Source organism: Pseudomonas sp. JDS08PS003 (assembly GCF_045013505.1).
GTDB lineage: Bacteria > Pseudomonadota > Gammaproteobacteria > Pseudomonadales > Pseudomonadaceae > Aquipseudomonas > Aquipseudomonas protegens_B.
This window is the reverse complement of the sequence record NZ_CP120724.1, coordinates 962,503-982,287: the sequence shown is the minus strand read 5'-3', so window position 1 is coordinate 982,287 and position 19,785 is coordinate 962,503. Positions and strand designations below refer to the sequence as shown.

Here is a 19,785-nt window from a genome sequence, read left to right as displayed (position 1 = left end):
TCAGTCTCCCAGGGGCAGGCAGTCGTCGCCGCCCCGGTAATGGTCCAGGGCCAGCTTGATTCGCCGCAGGCGTTCCTGGCTGTCATCGGGCAGGGCCAGGGCCAGCTCGGTGGCCAGCACATCAATGGCCAGCAGCATGCCGTAGCGGGCCGCGGTGGGTTTGTAGATGAATGAGGTTTCGGCGCTATGCAGGGGCAGCACCACGTCCGCCAGTTGGGCCAGGGGTGACTCGGGCAGGGTAATGGCGAGGATGCCGGCACCGTAGTTGCGGGCCAGGGCCACCGGTTCCAGCAACTCGGGAGTGAGGCCGGTCAGGGAACAGGCGATCACTGCGTGTTGCGGCCCCAGGGCGGCGGCGGTGACCCGCATCATCACCGGGTCGTGGCAGGCGGCGATGGGGTAGCCCAGGCGCACCAGGCGCACCTGCAGTTCATCGCTGCACAGGGTCGAGCAGCCGCCCATGCCGAAGGCGTGGATCATCCGTGCCCGCCCCAGCAAGCGCACCGCATCGGCAAACCGTGCCTCCTCGAAACCGGCCAGGTGCTGATGTAGCGCAGACTCGATATCGCCAAGGATCTGCCGGTAGAAACCGGACTGTTCGGGCGCCCCGGCCGGGTCGAGAAAGCGGCTGCCGATACCGCTGGCCTGGGCCAGTTGCAAACGCAGTTGGCGCAGGTCGCGGCAACCGACACTGCGGGCAAAGCGCGACAGGGTGGCGGCGCTGACTTCGGCGCGCTGGGCCAGTTCGTCGAGGCTGGCGGAGGCGGCAAAGCCCACGTCGTCGAGCAGCAAGCGGGCGATCCGCCCTTCCCCGGCGCTGAAGTCATCCAGGCGCGAACGGATCTGATAAAGAATGTCCATCTACAACAGCTCCGCGAGTCCCAGGGTCAAGCCAAAGGCGATCACCGAAATCAGCGTCTCCAGCACGGTCCAGGTCTTGAAGGTTTGAATGACGGTCATATTGAAGTATTCCTTCACCAGCCAGAAGCCACCGTCGTTGACGTGGGACAGAATCACCGAACCGGCCCCGGTGGCAATCACCAACAACTCCGGATGGGGATAACCCAGACCGACGGCCACCGGCGCCACCACCCCGGAAGCGGTGGTCAGGGCCACGGTGGCGGAACCGGTGGCGACCCGCATCAGCACCGCGAACAACCAGCCCATCCACAGCGGCGACAGCTGGAATTCATGGGCCAGGCCGACGATCTGCTCGGTGACCCCGGAGTCGACCAGAATCCGGTTGAGGCCACCACCGGCACCTACCAGCAAGGTGATGCTGGCCGTGGGCGCCAGGCATTCGTTGGTGAACTTGAGGATCGATTCACGGTTGATGCCCTGGGCCAGCCCCAGGGTCCAGAAACTCACCAGGGTGGCCACCAGCAGGGCGATCACCGAGTTGCCGATAAACAGCAGGAACTGATTGAGCCCGGTGCCGGGTTCCGCCAGCAGGTTGGCCCAGCCACCGATCAGCATCAGCACCACCGGCAGCAGGATGGTGGCCATGGTCAGGCGGAAACTCGGCAGGCGCAGGCGCGGCTCACGGGCAATGAACTGACGCTCCAGGGGGTTCTCGGCCGGCAGATGAATGTGCGGCACGATAAACCGGGCATACACCGGACCGGCAATGATCGCCGTGGGCACGCCGATCAGCAGCGCGTACAGCAGGGTCTGCCCCACCGACGCCTGATAGGCCTGCACCGCCAGCATCGCCCCCGGATGGGGCGGCACCAGGGCATGGACCACCGACAGCCCGGCGACCATGGGCAGGCCCACCATCAGCAGCGACACCCCCACCCGCCGCGCCACGGTAAAGGCAATGGGGATGAGCAGCACAAAACCCACTTCGAAAAACAGCGGCAGCCCCACCAGGAAGGCAATGCACACCATGGCCCAGTGAGCGTTGCGCTCGCCGAAACGATCGATCAGGGTCCGCGCCACTTGTTCGGCACCGCCGGATTCGGCCATCAACTTGCCGAGCATGGTGCCCAGGGCCACCACCAGGGCGATATGGCCCAGGGTCTTGCCGACCCCGGCTTCATAGGCACCCACCACGCCGGACGGCGGCATGCCGGCCATCAACGCCAGTCCGACGGACACCAGAGTGATGACGATAAAGGGATTGAGTCGGTAGCGAGCGATCAGCACGATCAGCGCAATGATGGCGACTGCGGCGTAGCCCAGCAGCCAGTAACCCGATGCAGGAGCCATGGGTTCCTCCTTGAAGACAGTGTCACTTTGGAATGGTTGTGAAACTCATTAATCACTTAAGGAGATGAGTCTCAAGCCAAGTGAAACTAATTTTCGTAAAGAGGCAGGCTTTGTCGCGAACAGCTATGCAAAAGCGGCGGCGATGAAAATCCGCAGTGGGTATTTTCACCCCCTATCACTGAAAAACGGGCGAGCTCTCTCACTCGCCCGCAGGCCTCAGTCGTGTTGCACCCGGGCCCGTTTCAGCAGTTTCTTGCATCGCTCCGACAGGTGCAGCACCCGTAGCTGCTTGCCGGCCTTGGCATAGCGCTCGCGCAAGGTCTTCAAGGCGGCGACGGCCGAGTAGTCGACAAAGCTCAGGTGGCGGCAGTCGACGGTCACCTGCTGCGGGTCACCCGCCGGGTCGAACTGATTGAGAAACGGCGTGGTGGATGCGAAGAACAGGGTCCCGTGCAAGTGATAGAGCTTGCTGCCGTCGGCCTCCAGGTGAGCATCGGCGTACAGCTCCCGGGCCTGCTGCCAGGCGAAGTTGAGGGCCGCGATCACAATGCCGCAGAACACCGCCATGGCCAGGTCGGTGAACACTGTGATCACGGTCACGGCGAGGATCACCAGCACGTCGTTCATCGGCACCTTGTTGATCACCCGCAACGAGGCCCAGGCAAAGGTCTGCTGCGACACCACGAACATCACCCCCACCAGCGCCGCCAAGGGAATGCGCTCGATCAGCGGCGACAGGAACAGCACGAACAGCAGGATCAGCCCCCCGGCCACCACCCCGGACAAGCGCCCGCGGCCACCGGAACTGAGGTTGATCACGGTCTGGCCGATCATCGCGCAGCCGCCCATGCCGCCGAACATTCCCGAAACCACATTGGCCGCGCCCAGGGCCACGCATTCGCGGTCCGGGTAGCCGCGGCTCTCGGTGATTTCGTCGGTGAGGTTCAGGGTCAGCAGGGTTTCCAGCAGGCCGACCATGGCCATCAGAAACGCGTAGGGCGCAATGATGCCCAGGGTTTCCAGGTTCCACGGCACTTGGGGCAGCGCCAGGCTCGGCAGGCCACCGGCGATGTGGGCCATGTCACCCAGGGTGCGGGTCGGCAGGCCCAGCAGGTACACCAGCAAGCCCACGCCGAGAATCGCCACCAGGGCCGGCGGCACGGCCCGAGTCAGCCGTGGCAGCAGGTAGACAATGGCCATGGTCAGCGCCACCAGCCCGGCCATCAGGTACAGCGGCTGGCCGCTGAGCCAATGCTCACCACTCTTGAAATGCTCCAGCTGAGCCAGGGCAATGACGATCGCCAGGCCGTTGACGAAACCCAGCATCACCGGGTGCGGCACCATGCGCACCAGCTTGCCCAGGCGCAGCAGGCCAAAGGCGACCATCACCAGCCCGCCCAGCAACACCGTGGCCAGCAGGTACTGCACCCCGTGCTGCACCACCAGGGCGACGATCACCACCGCCATGGAACCGGCAGCGCCGGACACCATGCCCGGCCGACCGCCAAACAGCGCCGTCAGGGTGCAGATGAAGAAGGCGCCATACAGGCCCATCAATGGATTGAGATGGGCCACCAGGGCGAAGGCGATGCATTCGGGCAACAAGGCGAACGAGGTTGTGAGTCCGGCCAGGACATCGGCACGCAGACGTTTTGCTTTCATGATTGACCTGATAGGCGGACCGACGGACGCGGCCCTGGGAGAGCGGAAAGAAGGCGGGGAATGTTACGGAATTGAGCCTCCGGCGACCAGCCGGCCGTCGGAGCCTGCACAACGAATGTAGGAGCTGGCTTGCCAGCGAAGAGGCCGTTGGATCTGGCATCAGATTCACGGGCCCTTTCGCCGGCAAGCCGGCTCCTACCGGGGTTCAGCGGTTATTTGACGACCTTGCCGACACCGCGGCCGCGTGGGTCGGAAGCGGTTTCAAGCTGGGTGCCGTTGACCCGGATCGCCTGGATATCGCCCATCTCCCAACCCTGGTCTTCCAGGGTGTAGCCCATGGTTTTCAGCTCATCGGCGACCTTGCCGGTGAGCGGCGCATAGGCGTCGTAGTAGATCGTGTCCTTGGGCAGCAGTTGGTGATGCACGCGCTGCGCGGCCACGGCTTTTTCCAGGGGCAGGTTGTAGTCATAGAGATTGTTCAGCACCTGGAAGATCGAGGTGAATATCCGCGAACCACCGGGGGTGCCCAGCACCAGGGTGACCTTGCCGTCGCGGGTCACCAGGCTCGGGCTCATGGACGACAGCATGCGCTTGCCCGGGGCGATGGCGTTGGCATCGCCACCCACCACGCCGAAGGCGTTGGCTACGCCTGGCTTGGCGCTGAAGTCGTCCATTTCATCATTGAGCAGAAAGCCTGCGCCCTTGACCACCACACCGCTGCCGTAATCCCAGTTCAGGGTGTAGGTGTTGCTCACCGCGTTGCCCTGGGCATCGACAATGGAGAAGTGAGTGGTCTGGTGCCGCTCAAGCCCGGGGCGCACTTTTTCGGTGGCCGAGATGGCATTCGGGTTGACCTCGGCGGCGCGCTTTTTCAGATAGGCCGGGTCGGTCAGTTGCTTGACCGGCACCTCGGAGAACGCCGGATCGCCCAGGTAGTCGGCGCGGTCGGCGAACACGCGTTTTTCGATTTCCGCCAACAGGTGAATGTACTTGGCCGAGTTCAACTCGACGCCCTTGAAGTCTGCAGCGCGCTCTTCCTTGATGCTGATCAACTGCGCCAGAGCCACCCCGCCGGAACTGGGCGGCGGTGCGGTGTACAGGGTGTTGCCGCGGAAGGTGACCTGCAGTGGCTGGCGCCACTGGACCTTGTAGTCCTGCAGGTCCTGCTTGGTGATCAGGCCTTTGTCGGCCTGCATCTGCGCCACCAGCAAGTCGGCGGTCTTGCCGCTGTAGAACTCCTTGGCGCCCTGGTCGGCGATGCGTTCCAGGGTGGCGGCCAGCTCCGGCTGACGGAAGGTTTCACCCGGCTTCATGCTGCCGAAGTAGTCGCCGAAGTTGGTGGTGCCGTTGAACAGCTTCAACGCATCCTCGCGGTACTGATACTGCTTGTCCGCCACCTTGAAGCCGTTTTTCGCGTAGCCCACGGCCGGAGTGATCAACTCGCTCCACGGCAACTTGCCGAACTTCTGGTGAGCTTCCCACAGGCCCATCACCGTGCCCGGCACCCCGGCGGCGCGGGCGCCCACCAGGCTCAGGTTCTCGATCACCTCGCCCTTTTCATTCAGGTACATGTCCCGGGTCGCGGCCTTGGGCGCGGTTTCCCGGTAGTCGAGGAAGTAGGGTTTGCCGTCGACGTACATCGTCATGAAACCGCCACCGCCGATGTTACCGGCTTCGGGGTAGGTCACTGCCAGAGCGAAGGCCGTGGCCACCGCGGCGTCCACCGCGTTACCGCCCTTCTTCAGGATTTGCGCCGCGACATCGGCGCCGTACTGGTTGGGCGCGGCCACCGCACCGCCTTCCAGGGTCACGGCAAAAGCCGAACTGCTGGCGGCGATGGCGGCCGTCAGGGCCAGGGACTTGAACAACAGAATGCGCATAAGGTCCTTCCTTTTCTTGTTATCGAACGGCAAGAACATAGGCCCGGAACCTGGGTTTGGGCAATCGCCAATCGCAGTACACCCGTCCCAACCCACAAACATGGATGACCGTAGGAGCTGGCTTGCCAGCGAAGGCGATTTCGGGACTTGCACAAAACCCGGGGTCTCTTCGCCGGCGAGCCGGCTCCTACAAGGGATCGGTTGCCAGAGAGATCCGCTGCGTGCGGCCACCGTAGGAGCTGGCTTGCCAGCGAAGGCGATTTCGAGACTTGCGCAAAATCCGAGGGCCCCTTCGCCGGCAAGCCGGCTCCTACGAGGGGCAGGCAGGGAACGGGGAAGCCTTCAGCCTTGGAACTGGGGGTTGGCGTAGTCCGCCAGCTTGCCCTGGATGAAATCCAGGAAGCACTGGATGCGCAGGGCCAGTTGCGAGTTGCGGTAGTACACCGCGTTGATCGGCTGGCGATAACCGCTGTTGAACGAGGCCAGCACCGGTTGCAGGCGCCCGGCGCGGATGTCGTCGATGGTCATGAAATGCGACAGGCAGGCAATGCCCTGCCCCTCCAGCGCCAGGTGGCGCAGGGTCTCGCCGCTGGAGGCACTGATGCCCGGCTGGATCTGCCAGCGGTCACCGTGCACATGGCGCAATGGCCAGTGATTGAGAGTCTCGGTCTGGGTGAAGCCCAGCAAGGTGTGTTCGGCCAGTTCGGCCACGCTTTGCGGCGTGCCGTGGCGGGCCAGGTAGTCCGGGCTGGCGAGGATATGCAGCGGGCTGCAGCCCAGGGAGCGGGCATGCAGGGTCGAGTCCGCCAACACGCCGATGCGAATGGCGATGTCGGTGCTCTGCTCCAGCAGGTCGATGATCAGGTCGTTGCTGTTGAGCTCCAGCTGGATATCCGGGTACAGGCTCCGGAACTCGGCCACGTAGGGAACGATGGCGTGCAGCATGAAGGGCGCCGCGGCGTTGATCCGCAGGCGCCCGGACGGGTTGCGCTGGCGCGAGGACAGGCGCTCTTCGAGCTCGTCCATCTGGTCGAGAATCAGCTTGGCCTGCTCGAAGAAATAGCGCCCTTCTTCGGTCAGGTCCATGCGCCGAGTGGTGCGGTTGATCAGCGTGGTGTCGAGCTTGGCCTCCAGCCGCGACAAGGTGCGGCTGACCGCCGAAGGGGTCTGGGCCAATTGCTCGGCGGCGGCGGAAATCGAACCGCACTCGATGACGCAGACGAACACTTGCAACTCGTCGGATCGGGCTTTCACAGGAGTCCTTTATCAGCGGTGGTAGGCCCCCGCAAAACCAGAGGCCGGCCTCAAGGCTCTCAATAGTAGCCGGATTCAGCCCGGGAGATTGAACACCGCCTTGAGGTGCTCCGCGTAACGCTGCACGTCGCCTTCGATGTTCGGGCGCTTCATCACGTCGACACAGAGAAAGGTCGGTAGACCGCTCATGCCGAGGAACTGGTTGGCCTTGTGGAATGGAAAGTACACCGCGTCCACGCCCTTGGCTTCGAAGAAGTCGGTGGGGTCGTCGAAGGCCTGCTGCGGTGCGTTCCAGGTCAGCGACAGCATGTACTGCTTGCCCTGGATCAGGCCGCCGCTGCCGTACTTCTGCGAGGCGTCGGAACGGGTCCGGCCATCGCTGGCGTAGAGGCTGCCGTGGCCTTCGGTGAAGACTTCGTCGATGTACTTCTTGACGATCCACGGCGCCCCCATCCACCAGCCGGGCATCTGATAGATGATCACGTCAGCCCAGAGAAACTTCGCCACTTCCTCCTGGATGTCATAGCCCTCGTCGATGTGAGTGACCTTGACCTCCAGGCCGCCACGATCCAGTACCGCCAGGGCGGTGTCGTGCAGGGTAGCGTTGTAGCGGCCATCGGAGTGGGCGAATTGCTTGGCGCCATTGAGCAGCAGTACTTTTTTCATGATCCAGCCTCATCGGGAACAACCCGTTGCGCATCGGTAGCGGCGGGCTGTGAAGATTGAAAACGATGGCGGCAGGGTAATCAGGCAAGGGCCGGAGAATAAGCCCGGGTTGTTCAAAATACATTTGACTCAAACGCACGAATCGACAGCGGATTGTTGCCTTAGAATTTTCAACATCCTCCAACGCAGCGAGCGCTTACAGCATGTCCACGCCCCAGGCCTTTATCCTCCACGCCAAGACCCGTCCCGAGCGCGCCGACGCTTTCGAAGCCTTCTTCCTCGGGCACGTGGCGGCCAGTCGCGCCGAAGCAGGCTGCATCGAATACCACATGCTGCGGGACCGGCAGGACCCGAGCCTGTTCATTTTCTACGAGGTCTGGGCCTCACAGGAGGCGCTGGATATCCACTCCAACCTGCCGCACATGCGGCAGTTCCTTGAGGCCCGCATGGACTACCTGGAGCAGGACTTCGAAATCCGCGCCATCGACATGCTTAGCGCGACCTCAGCTAGCCGCTGATCAACAGATGCCCGCCCAGCAGCCCCAGGCCGATAAAGAACGCCCGCTTGAACAGCAGCGCGCTGATGCGCTGGCGCAACCATTGCCCCAGCCACATGCCCAACAGCGCCGGGGCCAGGGTCAGCAATGAAGCCCCCAGCTCAGCGCTGCCCAGGGCGCCACGCCACAGCAGGCCGGCGGCCAGGGCCAGGGTCGAGACGGTGAACGACAGGCCCAGGGCCTGCACCGACTGATCCTTGTTCAAGCCCAGGGCCTGCAGATAGGGCACCGCCGGGATCACGAACACCCCGGTGGCGGAGGTGATGACGCCGGTAATCAGCCCGCACAACGGTGCCAGCCAGCACTCATGGACAGGGGCGAGCCGCAAGCTCGGCAGCAACAGACCGCTCAGCGCATACAGCAGCAAGGCACCCCCCAGCCCCCGCACCACCCCATGCCCGCCATCGAGGCCCAGCCACAGGGAACCGGCTGCAGTGCCGACGAAAATCGCTAGCAGCATCGGCCACAGACGCTTGAGCAAGGCCGGCAGGTGCCCGCCAAAGGCCAGTTGCCAGAGGTTGGTCAGGGTCGCCGGAATGATCAGCAAGGCCGCAGCCTGCGTCGGAGCCATAGCCAACCCCAGCAAGCCCATGGCAATGGTGGGCAGCCCGAGACCGATCACCCCCTTGACCATGCCGGCCAGTACGAAGGTGCCGATGACCAGCAGAGAAAGGGCCATTCCTAGATTCTGATAAAACGCGAGAGAGCTGTTCATGGGCCTATCCTGCGCCCTGCTCGCCGAGCTGGAAATCTGCCATATACTGAGCCAGCCTCTTGTCAGGCAATAGGCACATACAAAACCTATTGCCCACACATCCGTAGGAGCTGGCTTGCCAGCGAAGGCGCGCTCAAGCCCGGTGCAAAATCCGAAGGCCTCTTCGCCGGCAAGTCGGCTCCTGCATAAGAAACTGCTGGTTGGGGAATCATTCATGCACTTCGATCTGATCGACCTGCGGCTGTACCTGAACGTTCTCGAGGCCGGCAACATCACCGCCGGGGCCGCTCGCAGCCATCTGTCCCTGGCCGCCGCCAGCGCTCGAATCCGCGCCATGGAAGCCTCCCTGGGCATCGAGTTTCTCGAACGCGGGCGCCGCGGCATCAGCCCGACACCCGCCGGCAAGGCCCTGGCCCAACATGCCCGGACGCTGCTGCTGTACGCCGAACACCTGCAACAGGACCTCGCCGAATACGCCAAGGGAATCAAGGGGCAGGTGCGCTTGCTGTGCAACACCACCGCCCTCAGCGAGTACCTGCCAGAGTTGCTGGCGGACTTCCTGTGCAACCATCCCCAGGTGGATATCGACCTGCAGGAACTGCCCAGCCAGCGCATCACCCACGCCTTGCGCCAGGGCGCGGCAGACCTGGGTATCGTCTCCGACGCGGTGGATATCCAGGGGCTGATGAGCCGACCCTTGCGTGATGATCCGCTGGTCCTGGTGATGCCCCTGGATCACCCACTGAGCCTGCAGCCCACCCCCAGTTTCAGCGACACCCTGGCCCACGACTACGTGGGCCTGGCCAGCCACAGCGCCCTGGCGGTGTATCTGGAGGAACAGGCCCTGCACCTGGGACGACGCATGCAACTGCGCATCCGCGCCGAAGGTTTCGACGCCCTGCTGCGCATGGTGGCCCGTGGTGCCGGGCTGGCGCTGGTGCCCCTGGCCGCCCTGGAGCGCAACCGTCACCTGCCCTTGCAGTCGCGCCCCTTGAGCGAAGCCTGGGCCCGTCGCCGGTTGCTGTTGTGCGCCCGCGACTTCGCGGCACTGCCGCTGTATGCCCAAGGTTTGTGCGCGGCATTGCTGCCGCCTTGACTCTCCCCTTAGGGGCAGACTTTAGCCTTGAGGTTTATTCCTCAAGGACCACGGCAATGAGCAAACGCATCCTGGTGATTCTCGGCCACCCTTCGCGCCACAGCCTGTGCGCGGCATTGAGCGAGCGCTACGTGAAGGCAGCGCAAGAGGCCGGTCATGAAGTGCGCCAGCTCAGGCTCGGCGACCTGCACTTCGATCCGGTGCTGCGCGAAGGCTACCGGCAGATCCAACCCCTGGAGACCGATCTGCAACAGGCTCAGGCCGACATCCTCTGGGCCGAACACCTGACCTGGGTGTTCCCCATCTGGTGGGGCGGGATTCCGGCCCTGATGAAGGGTTTTCTCGACCGCGTGCTGCTGCCGGGCTTCGCCTTCAAGTACCGCCCCGGCAAGGCCTTTCCCGAGCAACTGCTCAAGGGCCGCACCGCCCACCTGCTGGTGACCATGGACACCCCGCCCTGGTATTTCCGCTGGTTCTATCGCATGCCCGGCTTGCAGCAGATGCGCCGCACCACCCTGGCCTTCTGTGGCATCAAGCCGCTGCGCACCTTGACCTTTGGCCCGGTGCTGGACGCCAGTGAAGAGCGCAAGGCCGATTGGCTGATGCAGGCGCAGTACCTTGCCAGGCTGTGAATCCGCCGGATAATGCGCAACGCCGTCCACCGCCCGCAACCGGTACTGAACAAGGAGTTTTCATGTACATCGGCCAAGCCGCGCAACTGTCCGGGACCACAGTCAAGAGCATCCGCCATTACGAAGCCATCGGCCTGCTGCCGGCCGCGCCGCGCCAGGGCCGCTATCGGTTGTATGACGCCCAGAGCGTCGAACAGCTGATGTTCATCAAGTGCGCCCAGCAGCTGGGTTTCAAGCTCAAGGAATTGCAGCAGGTGTTCGCCACGCACGCGGGCCAGGCGTTCCCCTGGGATCGGGCCCAGGCCGCCCTGGCGCAAAAGAGGCGCGAGCTGCAACAACAGATCGATGACTTGCAGCAGTTGCAGAGCCGGCTCGAAGTCTTCGAGACCAGCCTGCAACAGGCTCGCGAGGAGTGCCCCCTGGGCAGCCTCTAGCGGGTCGTTAAGAAAGGAGCAGAAAAGTGCATTCCGATAGAAAACTCAATTAATTAGTGACGCCAATCAGGCTCAGCGGCTCGCACGAACAAGTACGCTGGCACCGTCCAGACCTCCGGACTCGCTCCACCAGCTCCGCCCTCAGACTTTCGGATGCAACTTGGGGCACCAAACCAAGCTGCGATGTGTTCCTCGGGGACATTTGGGTCCCCCTCAATGCCGACCACGACCGCAAGAAGGCCGTCTAGCTCGACTAAGTCACCACGTTGCCAATTTGTCATGCGCAGCACCTTTGAAGGCTTTCGATTTTCAAGTCAGCTCGTTCGTCGCAAGCGCGACACTCACCACAACTCAAGTCGGGGATGGCTGCCACCACCCAGCGATTGCGCCCAGGCGGATCACATTGTAAGCCGCTAAGGCCCAGGTGACCCAGCCTCGCAAGGTGGCGAGACCTAACCACCCTCCTTAGTCGCTCACTACGCACGCTATACACAACCTGCACCCGCGATGCCCGGAGAATCCGCTCAGACGGAATCGACGGCCGCCCAGCGTCCGCATAGCGGGTGTCCAGCAGATCGCTCAGCTCGCGGAGAATCGTATCGATCAAGATGCGAAGCCTACGAATGGGGTGATCGGCCGGTACACCGGCCTCCACCGATACGTACGAGCTATACGTACGAGAGCAGGCCAAGCTGCTGGACATCCGGGAGGCGTGGCCTCAGACCTCGGACAGTCCGGCGACCGTCCTGGGCTTACGGAAGCACAGGCAGTAGACCAGGGTCAGCAACAGCAGGAAGGGCACCCCGAACACCAGGGTCATCTTGAACGCCTCGGTGAAGAAGGTGGTGATCATCACCGCTCCCATCAGTACCAGCCCCAGCAGGGTGCTGTAGGGAAACAGACGCATGCGAAACGACAGTTGCTGTTCACCCTGACGCTGGTGATAACGGCGGAAGCAGTAGTGGGTGAGGAAGATCATGAACCAGGTGAAGATCGCGCCGAACATCGAGATCGCCATCATCAGAACGAATGAGCTCTCCGGGTACAGCACGTTGATCAGGGTCGCCAGGGCGATACCGGAGCTGGACAGCAGCAAGGCATTCAGCGGAATCCCGGTCTTGCTCAGGGCGCCCATGGACTTTGGCGCAAAGCCGGCGCGGGACAGGCTGAACATCATCCGCGTGGTGATGTAGAGCTGGCTGTTCATCGCCGACAGGGCCGCGATCAGGATCACGAAGTTCATCACCCCGGTGGCTCCGGGAATACCGATAGTCTGCATCACCGTAACGAACGGGCTCTGGGCCTTGCCCGCCTGGACCCAGGGCACGATGGCCAGCATCAGAGCCAGGGTCAGCAGGTAAAACACCACCAGCCGCACGATGGTGGCGCGAAACGCCTGCTTCACCGCACGTTGCGGGTCCTTGGCCTCCCCTGCCGCCACCGCGATCATTTCCACGCTCAGGTAACTGAAGATCGACACGATCACCGCGATCCACATGCCTTCGAAACCATTGGGAAAGAAGCCGCCGTGGGCAGTGTAGTTGTGCACGCCGTAGTCAGGATTGCCGGAGCCGAACACCACGTACACCGCCAGGAGGATGAAACCGACGATGGCGGCGATCTTGATGGTAGAGAACCAGTATTCGAAGTTGCCGAAGGTCTTCACGCTGATGGCGTTGAGCAGCACCAGCACGCTGGAGAAGGAGACGATCCACACCCATTCCGGGACGTTGGCGAACCAGTACTTCATGTACATGGCAATGGCCGTGACCTCGGCGCCCACCGCCAGCACGATGGCCGCCCAATAGGCATAGCGCACCAGGAACCCGGCCAGGGGACTGATGTAGAACTCGGCATAGGCGCCGAAGGAACCGGAGGTGGAATGGGCCACGGTCATTTCCGCCAGGCAGCCCATCAGCAGCAGGGTGATCAGCGCGCCGATGGCGTAGCTCAACAGCACGCTGGGGCCGGCATAGCCAATGGCGTAGGCACTGCCCATGAACAGGCCGGTGCCGATGGCCCCGCCAATGGCGATCATGCTCATCTGGCCGGCGGTCAGCTGACGCCTGAGGCCGTGCTCGCGATTGGAAATCGCTTCGAAACCCTTGTTGGAGGTGGTCACTTTGAGTGCCTCTTTATTGTTGTGTGCACGTATGAACGATGTGACGGCCCATCCTTGTGCCGCTTGTCCTGATCGCCGCAGGCTGCGGCGACCAGGAAGCAGGAGCCCGATCAGGTCACGCTGTGACGCACCTGGAATTGCGCCTGGGCCCAGGTTTTTTCATCGAGGATTTCACCGAGGATCTGCACCGCTTCCCAGACCTCACTGAAGCGGGTGTAGAGCGGGGTGAAGCCGAAACGCATGATCCGCGGCTCGCGATAATCGCCAATCACACCACGGGCAATCAGGGCCTGGATCACTGCGTAGCCTTCGGGGTGTTCGAAGCTCACGTGGCTGCCGCGCTTGGCGTGATCCCGCGGAGTCACCAGCTTCAGGTCATGGCCGGCGCAACGCTGTTCCACCAGTTCGATGAACAGGTCGGTCAGGGCCAGGGACTTGCGCCGCAGGCTCTGGATATCGGTCTGTTCGAAGATTTCCAGGCCGCACTCGACCATGGCCATGGAGGTGATTGGCTGGGTGCCGCACAGGTAGCGGGCAATGCCGTTGCTGGGCTCGTAATGGGTGGCCATGTCGAACTGCCGGGCATGGCCGAACCAGCCGGACAGTGGCTGGGTCACCAGATTGCACAGGGCAGGAGCGACCCAGGCGAAGGCTTGCGAACCCGGACCGCCATTGAGGTATTTGTAGGTGCAGCCGATGGCGTAGTCGGCGCCGCTGCGGTTCAACTCCACCGGCACCGCGCCCGCCGAGTGGGCCAGGTCCCAGAGGCTCAGGGCGCCGGCTTCGTGGATCAGCCCGGTGACGGCCTGCATGTCGTGCATGTAGCCGGTCTTGTAGTTGACGTGGGTAAGCATCACCACCGCCGTGTCCTGGTCGATCGCCGCCGGCAGTTGTTCCGGGCTGTCTACCAGGCGCAGGGAGTAGCCCTGCTGGAGCATCCGGGTCAGGCCTTCGGCGATGTACAGATCGGTGGGAAAGTTGCTGCTTTCGGAAACGATCACCCGCCGCTCGGGGGCGCGCTCGGCCTGCACCTGCAGGGCGGCGCTGAGGACCTTGAACAGGTTGATGGAGGTGGTGTCGGTGATCACCACTTCGCCGCTACCGGCGCCGATCAATGGGGCCAGGCGGTCCCCCAGGCGCTGGGGCAGGTCGCGCCAGCCGGCGCTGTTCCAGCTGCGGATCAGGCCGTCGCCCCACTCCTGCTCTATCACTTGCCGGGCCCGTTCCAGGGAGGCCACAGGGCGAGCACCCAGGGAGTTGCCGTCGAGGTAGATCACGCCTTCGGGCAAGGCGAACTGTTGGCGCAACGGCGCCAGTGGGTCCTGTTCATCGAGACGCAGGCAGTGGTTTTTATCGATCATTGGAAGTCCTGTCTTGGTCAATGTCATGCCCGCCTTGCGTGGGCCGGGCACGGGGTCTGGGCAACCCGCAAACTCAGGAAATAATGGACGAAGCCGCGGAGAATTTTCGTGCAAAGTGCAGCGCGTTACCGTACTACTCTCGAATAAAATTCTAATCCTCCAATAAAAAACGCGGATTTATGCCAGCCATGACCCTCGACTCCACCGACCTGCGCATCCTGCACTTCCTGCAACAGGATGGGCGTATCAGCAATCAGGAACTGGCGGAGAAAGTCGCCCTTTCACCCTCCGCCTGCCTGCGCCGCCTGCGCATGCTCGAAGGCGACGGCATCATCAGCGGCTACCGCGCTCAGCTCAACGCCGAGCGCCTGGGGATCGAGCTGGAAGCCATCGTCCATGTGTCCCTGCGCCAGGACGTGGAAGGCTGGCACGAGACGTTTATCAGCAAGGTCCAGCAATGGCCGGAAGTGGTCGCCGCCTACGTGATCACTGGCGCCAGCAACTACGTGCTGCGCATCCGGGCGCGCAACCTCAAGCACTTCTCGGATTTCATCGTCAATCACCTGAACCGCGCGTCCGGGGTCACCGACATCCGCTCGGAAATCGTCTTGCAGAAGATCAAGGAACAGGACGGCCTGCTGGATCTGGTGCTGCGCAAGTAGCCCGTCCTAGGGTCTGTACGAAAACTCGCCGAGCAAAGATCAGGCAAGGCAAAAACAGGCGAGGAACGGCCGGGGTCGCGTTCGACTTTAGGGGCCTAAATGAGCATTTCGATCGGACTCGCGCACGAGCCTGTTTCTACGTAGCGCCGAAGGCGCGCAGTGCGCAGTGCGCAGTCTGATCGAAGTGCAGGTAGTTTTCGTACAGAGCCTAGAACCCCACCGGGCGCCGCGCCTGGTGGCGCTGGGCCGTGGCGCTCGGCGCCTCGTCGAACAGCTTGCGGTACTCCGCGGAAAACCGCCCCAGGTGGGTAAAACCCCAGGCCAGGGCAATCTCGGAAATATTGCGCGCCGCGCCGTGTTCGAGAATGTCCTGGCGCACGCCATTGAGCCGATGGCGCTTGAGATAGGCCATGGGCGACAGGGCGAAGTACTTGCGAAAGGCCTCGAACAATTTGAAGCGCGAAACGCCGGCGGCGGCTTCCAGGTCCTCCAGGTGCACCGCCTCCCGGGCATGCTCGTGCAAGTACTGGCGGGCACGCACCAGGTAATGCGGCAGCTTGACCCCGAGCATCGCCCGCAACTCCGTGGAGTAGTTGTTGGGCTGGGCCAGGATCAGGCCCTTGATCAGGGAGCTTTCGATTTCCCGGGTGAAGGCCAGTTGCTCGTAGAGCTCGTTGCCCTGGGCCAGTTCGCCAATGAAGTGATGCGCCATGCGCCACCAGGCCGCGGCGGCGCCATGCAGTGCATCCATGGCCGGTTCGAAGCGCAGCGGCTGCTGCACCGGACGTTGCAGCAAGGTTTCCAGGGCCTCGCTCATGGCCGGCCGGGAGATCACCACCTGCAACTTGCGGCAGTCTCCGGAGATGGCCAGTACCTGGCTTTCGTTGGGGGCAATGATCACTCCCTGGCCACGATCCGAGCGCAGCAGGCGGCCGTCCTTGCTCAGCTCCTGCTCGCCGCACAGGGGCAGGCTCAGGCTGTAGCTGCTGAAGCGCTCGGTGTCCTCGATATCCACCACCACATCGGTGCCGTACTCGATGATGCCCAGGGTCGTGGAGCGCGACCTGAGCACATTGGCACTGTGGTGAAAACGGATGCGTTCGGGGTTCGCGGTTTCCAGACGGTGGGGGCCGCAGATGCCCGCCATCCAGTTCCTGGCCCCTTCGAGGTCATAACGATCGATCCGAATCTCGCGAAACAGCCCATCAGCCTTGCTATTCATCACGGCGCACCCACGGCAATTTTATTCAGCGCGCTCTGACGGCGCGTCTTGTGTGACAGGGCAAGTTTTGCGCCAGCCGACGATGCTGCCAACCCAGTGGATAGCAATCGCCAACTAAGTGGATAACCCCGCCCCCTCGTCCTCTTTGGCAGGACTCACAGTAGCCGATCAGCGCCCCGCGATGCAGCCGTCGATCGCTTATCCGCACGATTGTGGGTAGAGGCTACCCAGGCAATTTTGTGGATGGCCTTGGCCGACTAAGCGGATAGCCACCGGCGCCCTGCACTCTCTCTAATGACGGCACCCGATTGGCCTGAATAAAAAAGGTACCGACTCATGAGTGGTGCAAGAAACGTCGAGCAGTGGCAAGACTTCATCCACAGCTGCCTGGATTTTCGCCCCGCGGACGGGGTGTTCCGGATCGCCCGGGAGATGTTCACCGAACCCGAGCTGTTCGATCTGGAGATGGAGCTGATCTTCGAAAAGAACTGGATCTACGCCTGTCACGAAAGCGAACTGCCCAACAATCACGACTTCATCACGATGCGTGCCGGGCGCCAGCCGATGATCATCACCCGTGACGGCGAAGGCCGGCTCAATGCCCTGATCAACGCCTGCCAGCACCGCGGCACTACCCTGACCCGGGTGGGCAAGGGCAACCAGTCGACCTTCACCTGCCCGTTCCACGCCTGGTGCTACAAGAGCGACGGGCGCCTGGTGAAGGTCAAGGCGCCAGGGGAATACGACGAGGGTTTCGACAAGGCCACCCGTGGCCTGAAGAAGGCCCGCATCGACAGCTACAAGGGCTTTGTCTTCATCAGCCTGGACGTGGCTGCCGACAATTCCCTGGAAGACTTCCTCGGCGATGCACGGATCTTCTTCGACATGATGGTCGCCCAGTCCCCCGACGGTGAACTGGAGGTGCTGCCGGGCAAGTCGGCCTACACCTACGACGGCAACTGGAAACTGCAGAACGAGAACGGCCTGGACGGTTATCACGTCAGCACCGTTCACTACAACTACGTGGCCACGGTGCAGCACCGCCAGCAGGTCAACAGCGACAACGGCACCGGCAGCAGCGCCACCCTGGACTACAGCAAGCTGGGCGCCGGCGACGCCAGCACCGACGACGGCTGGTTCGCCTTCAACAACGGCCACAGCGTGCTGTTCAGCGAGATGCCCAACCCGGCCGTGCGTTCCGGTTACGCCAGCATCATGCCGCGCCTGGTGGAAGAACACGGCCAGGCCAAGGCCGAGTGGATGATGCACCGCCTGCGCAACCTGAACATCTACCCGAGCCTGTTCTTTCTTGACCAGATCAGCTCGCAGTTGCGGATCATCCGCCCCATTGCCTGGAACAAGACCGAGATCATCAGCCAGTGCATCGGGGTCAAGGGCGAGAGCGACGCCGACCGGGAAAACCGCATCCGCCAGTTCGAAGATTTCTTCAACGTTTCGGGCATGGGCACGCCGGACGACCTGGTGGAATTTCGCGAAGCCCAGCGCGGTTTCCAGGGGCGCCTGGAGCGCTGGAGCGATGTCTCGCGCGGCCATCACCGCTGGGTCAGCGGGCCCACCGCCAACAGCGAGAACCTGGGCATCCAGCCGGCCATGACCGGCACCGAAATCACCCATGAGGGGCTGTACGTCAACCAGCACCGAAACTGGCAGAAGTTCCTCCTCGACGGCCTGCAGCGCCAGCCCCTGAAACTGCGTGAGGTGTAAGCATGAATGCGCAATTGCAGTACCAGATCGAGCAATTCTTCTATCGCAAGTCCGAACTCTGCGACGCCCAGGACTGGGACGCCTACCTGCAGCTGTTCGCCGTGGACAGCGAGTTCCACCTGCCGCAATGGGACTCGGAACACGTCTACACCCAGGACCCGAAGCGCGAGATGTCACTGATCTACTACGCCAACCGGTCGGGGCTGGAGGACCGGGTATTCCGCCTGCGCACCGGCAAGGCGGCCTCGACCATTCCCATGCCGCGCACCCTGCACATGGTCAGCAACCTGCGGATCGTCGAGGGCCACAACGGCCATCTGCAGGTGCGCCTGAACTGGCACACGCTGTTCTATCGCCTGGCCACCTCCGAGGACTTCTATGGCCACGCCACCTACGACCTCAAGCCCCACGGCGACAGCTGGCTGATCCAGCGCAAGCACGTGCTGCTGCTCAACGACACGATCAACTCGGTGCTCGATTTCTACCACCTCTGACTCGACGGACATTTCTTCATGACGCACAAGGTCGCGTTCAGCTTTGCCGACGGCAAGACCCTGTTCTTCCCGGTCAAGGCCAATGAAATATTGCTCGACGCCGCCCTGCGCAACGGCATCAAGATCCCCCTGGACTGCCGCGAAGGGGTCTGCGGCACCTGCCAGGGCCGTTGCGAGTCGGGCCAGTACAGCCAGGACTATGTGGACGAGGAGGCCCTCTCGCCCCAGGACCTGGAGCAACGCAAGATGCTCACCTGCCAGACCCGGGTGCAGTCGGATGCGGCGTTCTACTTCGACTTCGATTCCAGCCTGTGCCACAGCGCCGATCCGCTGCAGCGCACAGGCTCGGTGATCGATGTGCGCCAAGTGTCGGACAGCACCGCCATCCTCCACCTGGACCTGGGCAGCAGCGAGGCACCGCTGGAGTTTCTCCCCGGCCAGTACGCGCGCCTGCGAATTCCTGGCACCGACAGCAGCCGGGCCTACTCCTTCGCCAACCGGCCGGGGGCGGACAACCAGCTGCAGTTCCTGATCCGCCTGCTACCCGACGGGGTGATGAGCAACTACATCCGCGAGCGTTGCCTGGTGGGCGACAGCATTGCGCTGGAGGCGCCGCTGGGGGCCTTTTACCTGCGCCAGATCAGCCGTCCGCTGGTGCTGGTGGCCGGCGGCACCGGACTGTCGGCGCTATTGGCGATGCTCGAACAGATCGTCGAGCAGGGCTGCCAGCAACCACTGCATCTGTACTACGGCGTGCGCCACAGTGCCGATCTGTGCGAACTGGAGCGTATCCAGGCACTGGGCGAGCGCTTGCCGGCGTTTCGCTTCACCCCGGTAATCAGCGACACCGACCCGGATTGGTCGGGCAAGCGCGGCTACATCACCGAGCACCTGGACAGCAGCGAACTGCGGGACAACGACACTGACCTGTACGTTTGCGGGCCGCCACCGATGGTCGATTCGATCCGGATCTGGCTGCAAGAACAGCAACTTAACCGCGTTCAGCTGTATTACGAGCGGTTTACCGAGAGTAATATCTGATTCCGTCAGCATTCAGCCGCGATCGGTCCTGTTCAGCCTGGGATCGGTCCT

The 19,785-nt window shown here is 63.0% G+C and carries 17 protein-coding genes and 1 pseudogene; 8 read left to right on the top strand and 10 right to left on the bottom strand.

From position 1 onward, the window contains the following. The 6 genes from P7C00_RS04400 to P7C00_RS04375 form a co-directional block, all read right to left on the bottom strand. Entirely contained in the window at nucleotides 1–861 is an 861-nt protein-coding gene (locus tag P7C00_RS04400) for a MurR/RpiR family transcriptional regulator (protein WP_346633705.1), read from the bottom strand. Beyond that, complete coding sequence (locus P7C00_RS04395) at nucleotides 862–2,211, bottom strand: gluconate:H+ symporter (protein ID WP_346633706.1); 1,350 nt, start codon at nucleotides 2,209–2,211, stop codon at nucleotides 862–864. Between the two features lie 216 nt (nucleotides 2,212–2,427). Beyond that, the gene (locus P7C00_RS04390) at nucleotides 2,428–3,873 is read right to left on the bottom strand and encodes a SulP family inorganic anion transporter (protein ID WP_346633707.1); all 1,446 of its coding nucleotides are present in this window, start codon (nucleotides 3,871–3,873) and stop codon (nucleotides 2,428–2,430) included. 212 nt (nucleotides 3,874–4,085) lie between these two features. Beyond that, complete coding sequence (gene ggt / locus P7C00_RS04385) at nucleotides 4,086–5,753, bottom strand: gamma-glutamyltransferase (RefSeq protein ID WP_404938195.1); 1,668 nt, start codon at nucleotides 5,751–5,753, stop codon at nucleotides 4,086–4,088. 342 nt (nucleotides 5,754–6,095) lie between these two features. Beyond that, a complete protein-coding gene (locus P7C00_RS04380) occupies nucleotides 6,096–7,007 on the bottom strand; it encodes a LysR family transcriptional regulator (RefSeq protein WP_346633709.1) in 912 nt (303 codons plus the stop codon). 75 nt (nucleotides 7,008–7,082) lie between these two features. After that, on the bottom strand, nucleotides 7,083–7,673 hold the full coding sequence (locus P7C00_RS04375) for an NAD(P)H-dependent oxidoreductase (RefSeq protein WP_404938194.1): 591 nt from the start codon (nucleotides 7,671–7,673) through the stop codon (nucleotides 7,083–7,085). Between the two features lie 203 nt (nucleotides 7,674–7,876). On the opposite strand from P7C00_RS04375, the gene P7C00_RS04370 reads away from it, so the two are divergent. Continuing rightward, nucleotides 7,877–8,191 carry a putative quinol monooxygenase gene (locus P7C00_RS04370; protein WP_346633711.1) on the top strand — a complete coding sequence of 105 codons (315 nt, stop codon included), beginning with the start codon at nucleotides 7,877–7,879 and terminating at the stop codon, nucleotides 8,189–8,191. On the opposite strand, the gene P7C00_RS04365 is transcribed toward P7C00_RS04370, so the two are convergent. Beyond that, nucleotides 8,181–8,945: a sulfite exporter TauE/SafE family protein gene (locus P7C00_RS04365; protein ID WP_346633712.1), complete on the bottom strand. Its 765-nt coding sequence runs from the start codon at nucleotides 8,943–8,945 to the stop codon at nucleotides 8,181–8,183. The two genes, P7C00_RS04370 and P7C00_RS04365, sit on opposite strands and share 11 nt — an antisense overlap. A 214-nt stretch (nucleotides 8,946–9,159) precedes the next feature. On the opposite strand from P7C00_RS04365, the gene P7C00_RS04360 reads away from it, so the two are divergent. The 3 genes from P7C00_RS04360 to P7C00_RS04350 all read left to right on the top strand — a co-directional run bounded on the left by P7C00_RS04360 (nucleotide 9,160) and on the right by P7C00_RS04350 (nucleotide 11,107). Then, on the top strand, nucleotides 9,160–10,041 hold the full coding sequence (locus P7C00_RS04360) for a LysR substrate-binding domain-containing protein (protein ID WP_404938193.1): 882 nt from the start codon (nucleotides 9,160–9,162) through the stop codon (nucleotides 10,039–10,041). A gap of 56 nt (nucleotides 10,042–10,097) precedes the next feature. After that, nucleotides 10,098–10,673: an NAD(P)H-dependent oxidoreductase gene (locus P7C00_RS04355; protein ID WP_346633714.1), complete on the top strand. Its 576-nt coding sequence runs from the start codon at nucleotides 10,098–10,100 to the stop codon at nucleotides 10,671–10,673. 62 nt (nucleotides 10,674–10,735) lie between these two features. Further along, the gene (locus P7C00_RS04350; RefSeq protein ID WP_346633715.1) at nucleotides 10,736–11,107 is read left to right on the top strand and encodes a MerR family transcriptional regulator; all 372 of its coding nucleotides are present in this window, start codon (nucleotides 10,736–10,738) and stop codon (nucleotides 11,105–11,107) included. Between the two features lie 708 nt (nucleotides 11,108–11,815). Here P7C00_RS04350 and P7C00_RS04345 read toward each other — a convergent pair. Together P7C00_RS04345 and kynU are read right to left on the bottom strand one after the other, a co-directional pair. Further along, a pseudogene (locus P7C00_RS04345) lies at nucleotides 11,816–13,229 on the bottom strand (amino acid permease); the annotation flags it as partial. Between the two features lie 110 nt (nucleotides 13,230–13,339). Beyond that, on the bottom strand, nucleotides 13,340–14,590 hold the full coding sequence (gene kynU / locus P7C00_RS04340) for a kynureninase (RefSeq protein ID WP_404938192.1): 1,251 nt from the start codon (nucleotides 14,588–14,590) through the stop codon (nucleotides 13,340–13,342). A gap of 188 nt (nucleotides 14,591–14,778) precedes the next feature. On the opposite strand from kynU, the gene P7C00_RS04335 reads away from it, so the two are divergent. Further along, entirely contained in the window at nucleotides 14,779–15,252 is a 474-nt protein-coding gene (locus tag P7C00_RS04335; protein WP_102878281.1) for an Lrp/AsnC family transcriptional regulator, read from the top strand. A 208-nt stretch (nucleotides 15,253–15,460) separates the two neighbouring features. On the opposite strand, the gene P7C00_RS04330 is transcribed toward P7C00_RS04335, so the two are convergent. After that, a complete protein-coding gene (locus P7C00_RS04330; RefSeq protein ID WP_404938191.1) occupies nucleotides 15,461–16,474 on the bottom strand; it encodes an AraC family transcriptional regulator in 1,014 nt (337 codons plus the stop codon). Between the two features lie 336 nt (nucleotides 16,475–16,810). On the opposite strand from P7C00_RS04330, the gene antA reads away from it, so the two are divergent. From antA to antC, 3 genes are read left to right on the top strand one after another with little or no spacing between them, the layout of a single operon-like run. Further along, nucleotides 16,811–18,199: an anthranilate 1,2-dioxygenase large subunit gene (gene antA, locus P7C00_RS04325; RefSeq protein ID WP_404938190.1), complete on the top strand. Its 1,389-nt coding sequence runs from the start codon at nucleotides 16,811–16,813 to the stop codon at nucleotides 18,197–18,199. A gap of 2 nt (nucleotides 18,200–18,201) precedes the next feature. Next, complete coding sequence (gene antB / locus P7C00_RS04320) at nucleotides 18,202–18,693, top strand: anthranilate 1,2-dioxygenase small subunit (RefSeq protein WP_404938189.1); 492 nt, start codon at nucleotides 18,202–18,204, stop codon at nucleotides 18,691–18,693. An 18-nt stretch (nucleotides 18,694–18,711) separates the two neighbouring features. Next, nucleotides 18,712–19,734 (top strand): anthranilate 1,2-dioxygenase electron transfer component AntC, encoded by a 1,023-nt coding sequence (antC, locus tag P7C00_RS04315; RefSeq protein ID WP_346633718.1) that lies wholly within the window; start codon nucleotides 18,712–18,714, stop codon nucleotides 19,732–19,734. Nucleotides 19,735–19,785: the final 51 nt, after the last annotated feature.

Bases quoted from the DNA above. Each gene is read 5' to 3' on its own strand.
- antA (WP_404938190.1), top strand. From the start codon at position 16,811: ATGAGTGGTGCAAGAAACGTCGAGCAGTGGCAAGACTTCATCCACAGC.
- antC (WP_346633718.1), top strand. From the start codon at position 18,712: ATGACGCACAAGGTCGCGTTCAGCTTTGCCGACGGCAAGACCCTGTTC.
- kynU (WP_404938192.1), bottom strand. From the start codon at position 14,590: ATGATCGATAAAAACCACTGCCTGCGTCTCGATGAACAGGACCCACTG.
- P7C00_RS04370 (WP_346633711.1), top strand. From the start codon at position 7,877: ATGTCCACGCCCCAGGCCTTTATCCTCCACGCCAAGACCCGTCCCGAG.
- antB (WP_404938189.1), top strand. From the start codon at position 18,202: ATGAATGCGCAATTGCAGTACCAGATCGAGCAATTCTTCTATCGCAAG.
- P7C00_RS04365 (WP_346633712.1), bottom strand. From the start codon at position 8,945: ATGAACAGCTCTCTCGCGTTTTATCAGAATCTAGGAATGGCCCTTTCT.
- P7C00_RS04350 (WP_346633715.1), top strand. From the start codon at position 10,736: ATGTACATCGGCCAAGCCGCGCAACTGTCCGGGACCACAGTCAAGAGC.
- P7C00_RS04375 (WP_404938194.1), bottom strand. From the start codon at position 7,673: ATGAAAAAAGTACTGCTGCTCAATGGCGCCAAGCAATTCGCCCACTCC.
- P7C00_RS04355 (WP_346633714.1), top strand. From the start codon at position 10,098: ATGAGCAAACGCATCCTGGTGATTCTCGGCCACCCTTCGCGCCACAGC.
- ggt (WP_404938195.1), bottom strand. From the start codon at position 5,753: ATGCGCATTCTGTTGTTCAAGTCCCTGGCCCTGACGGCCGCCATCGCC.
- P7C00_RS04360 (WP_404938193.1), top strand. From the start codon at position 9,160: ATGCACTTCGATCTGATCGACCTGCGGCTGTACCTGAACGTTCTCGAG.
- P7C00_RS04330 (WP_404938191.1), bottom strand. From the start codon at position 16,474: ATGAATAGCAAGGCTGATGGGCTGTTTCGCGAGATTCGGATCGATCGT.
- P7C00_RS04335 (WP_102878281.1), top strand. From the start codon at position 14,779: ATGACCCTCGACTCCACCGACCTGCGCATCCTGCACTTCCTGCAACAG.
- P7C00_RS04395 (WP_346633706.1), bottom strand. From the start codon at position 2,211: ATGGCTCCTGCATCGGGTTACTGGCTGCTGGGCTACGCCGCAGTCGCC.
- P7C00_RS04400 (WP_346633705.1), bottom strand. From the start codon at position 861: ATGGACATTCTTTATCAGATCCGTTCGCGCCTGGATGACTTCAGCGCC.
- P7C00_RS04390 (WP_346633707.1), bottom strand. From the start codon at position 3,873: ATGAAAGCAAAACGTCTGCGTGCCGATGTCCTGGCCGGACTCACAACC.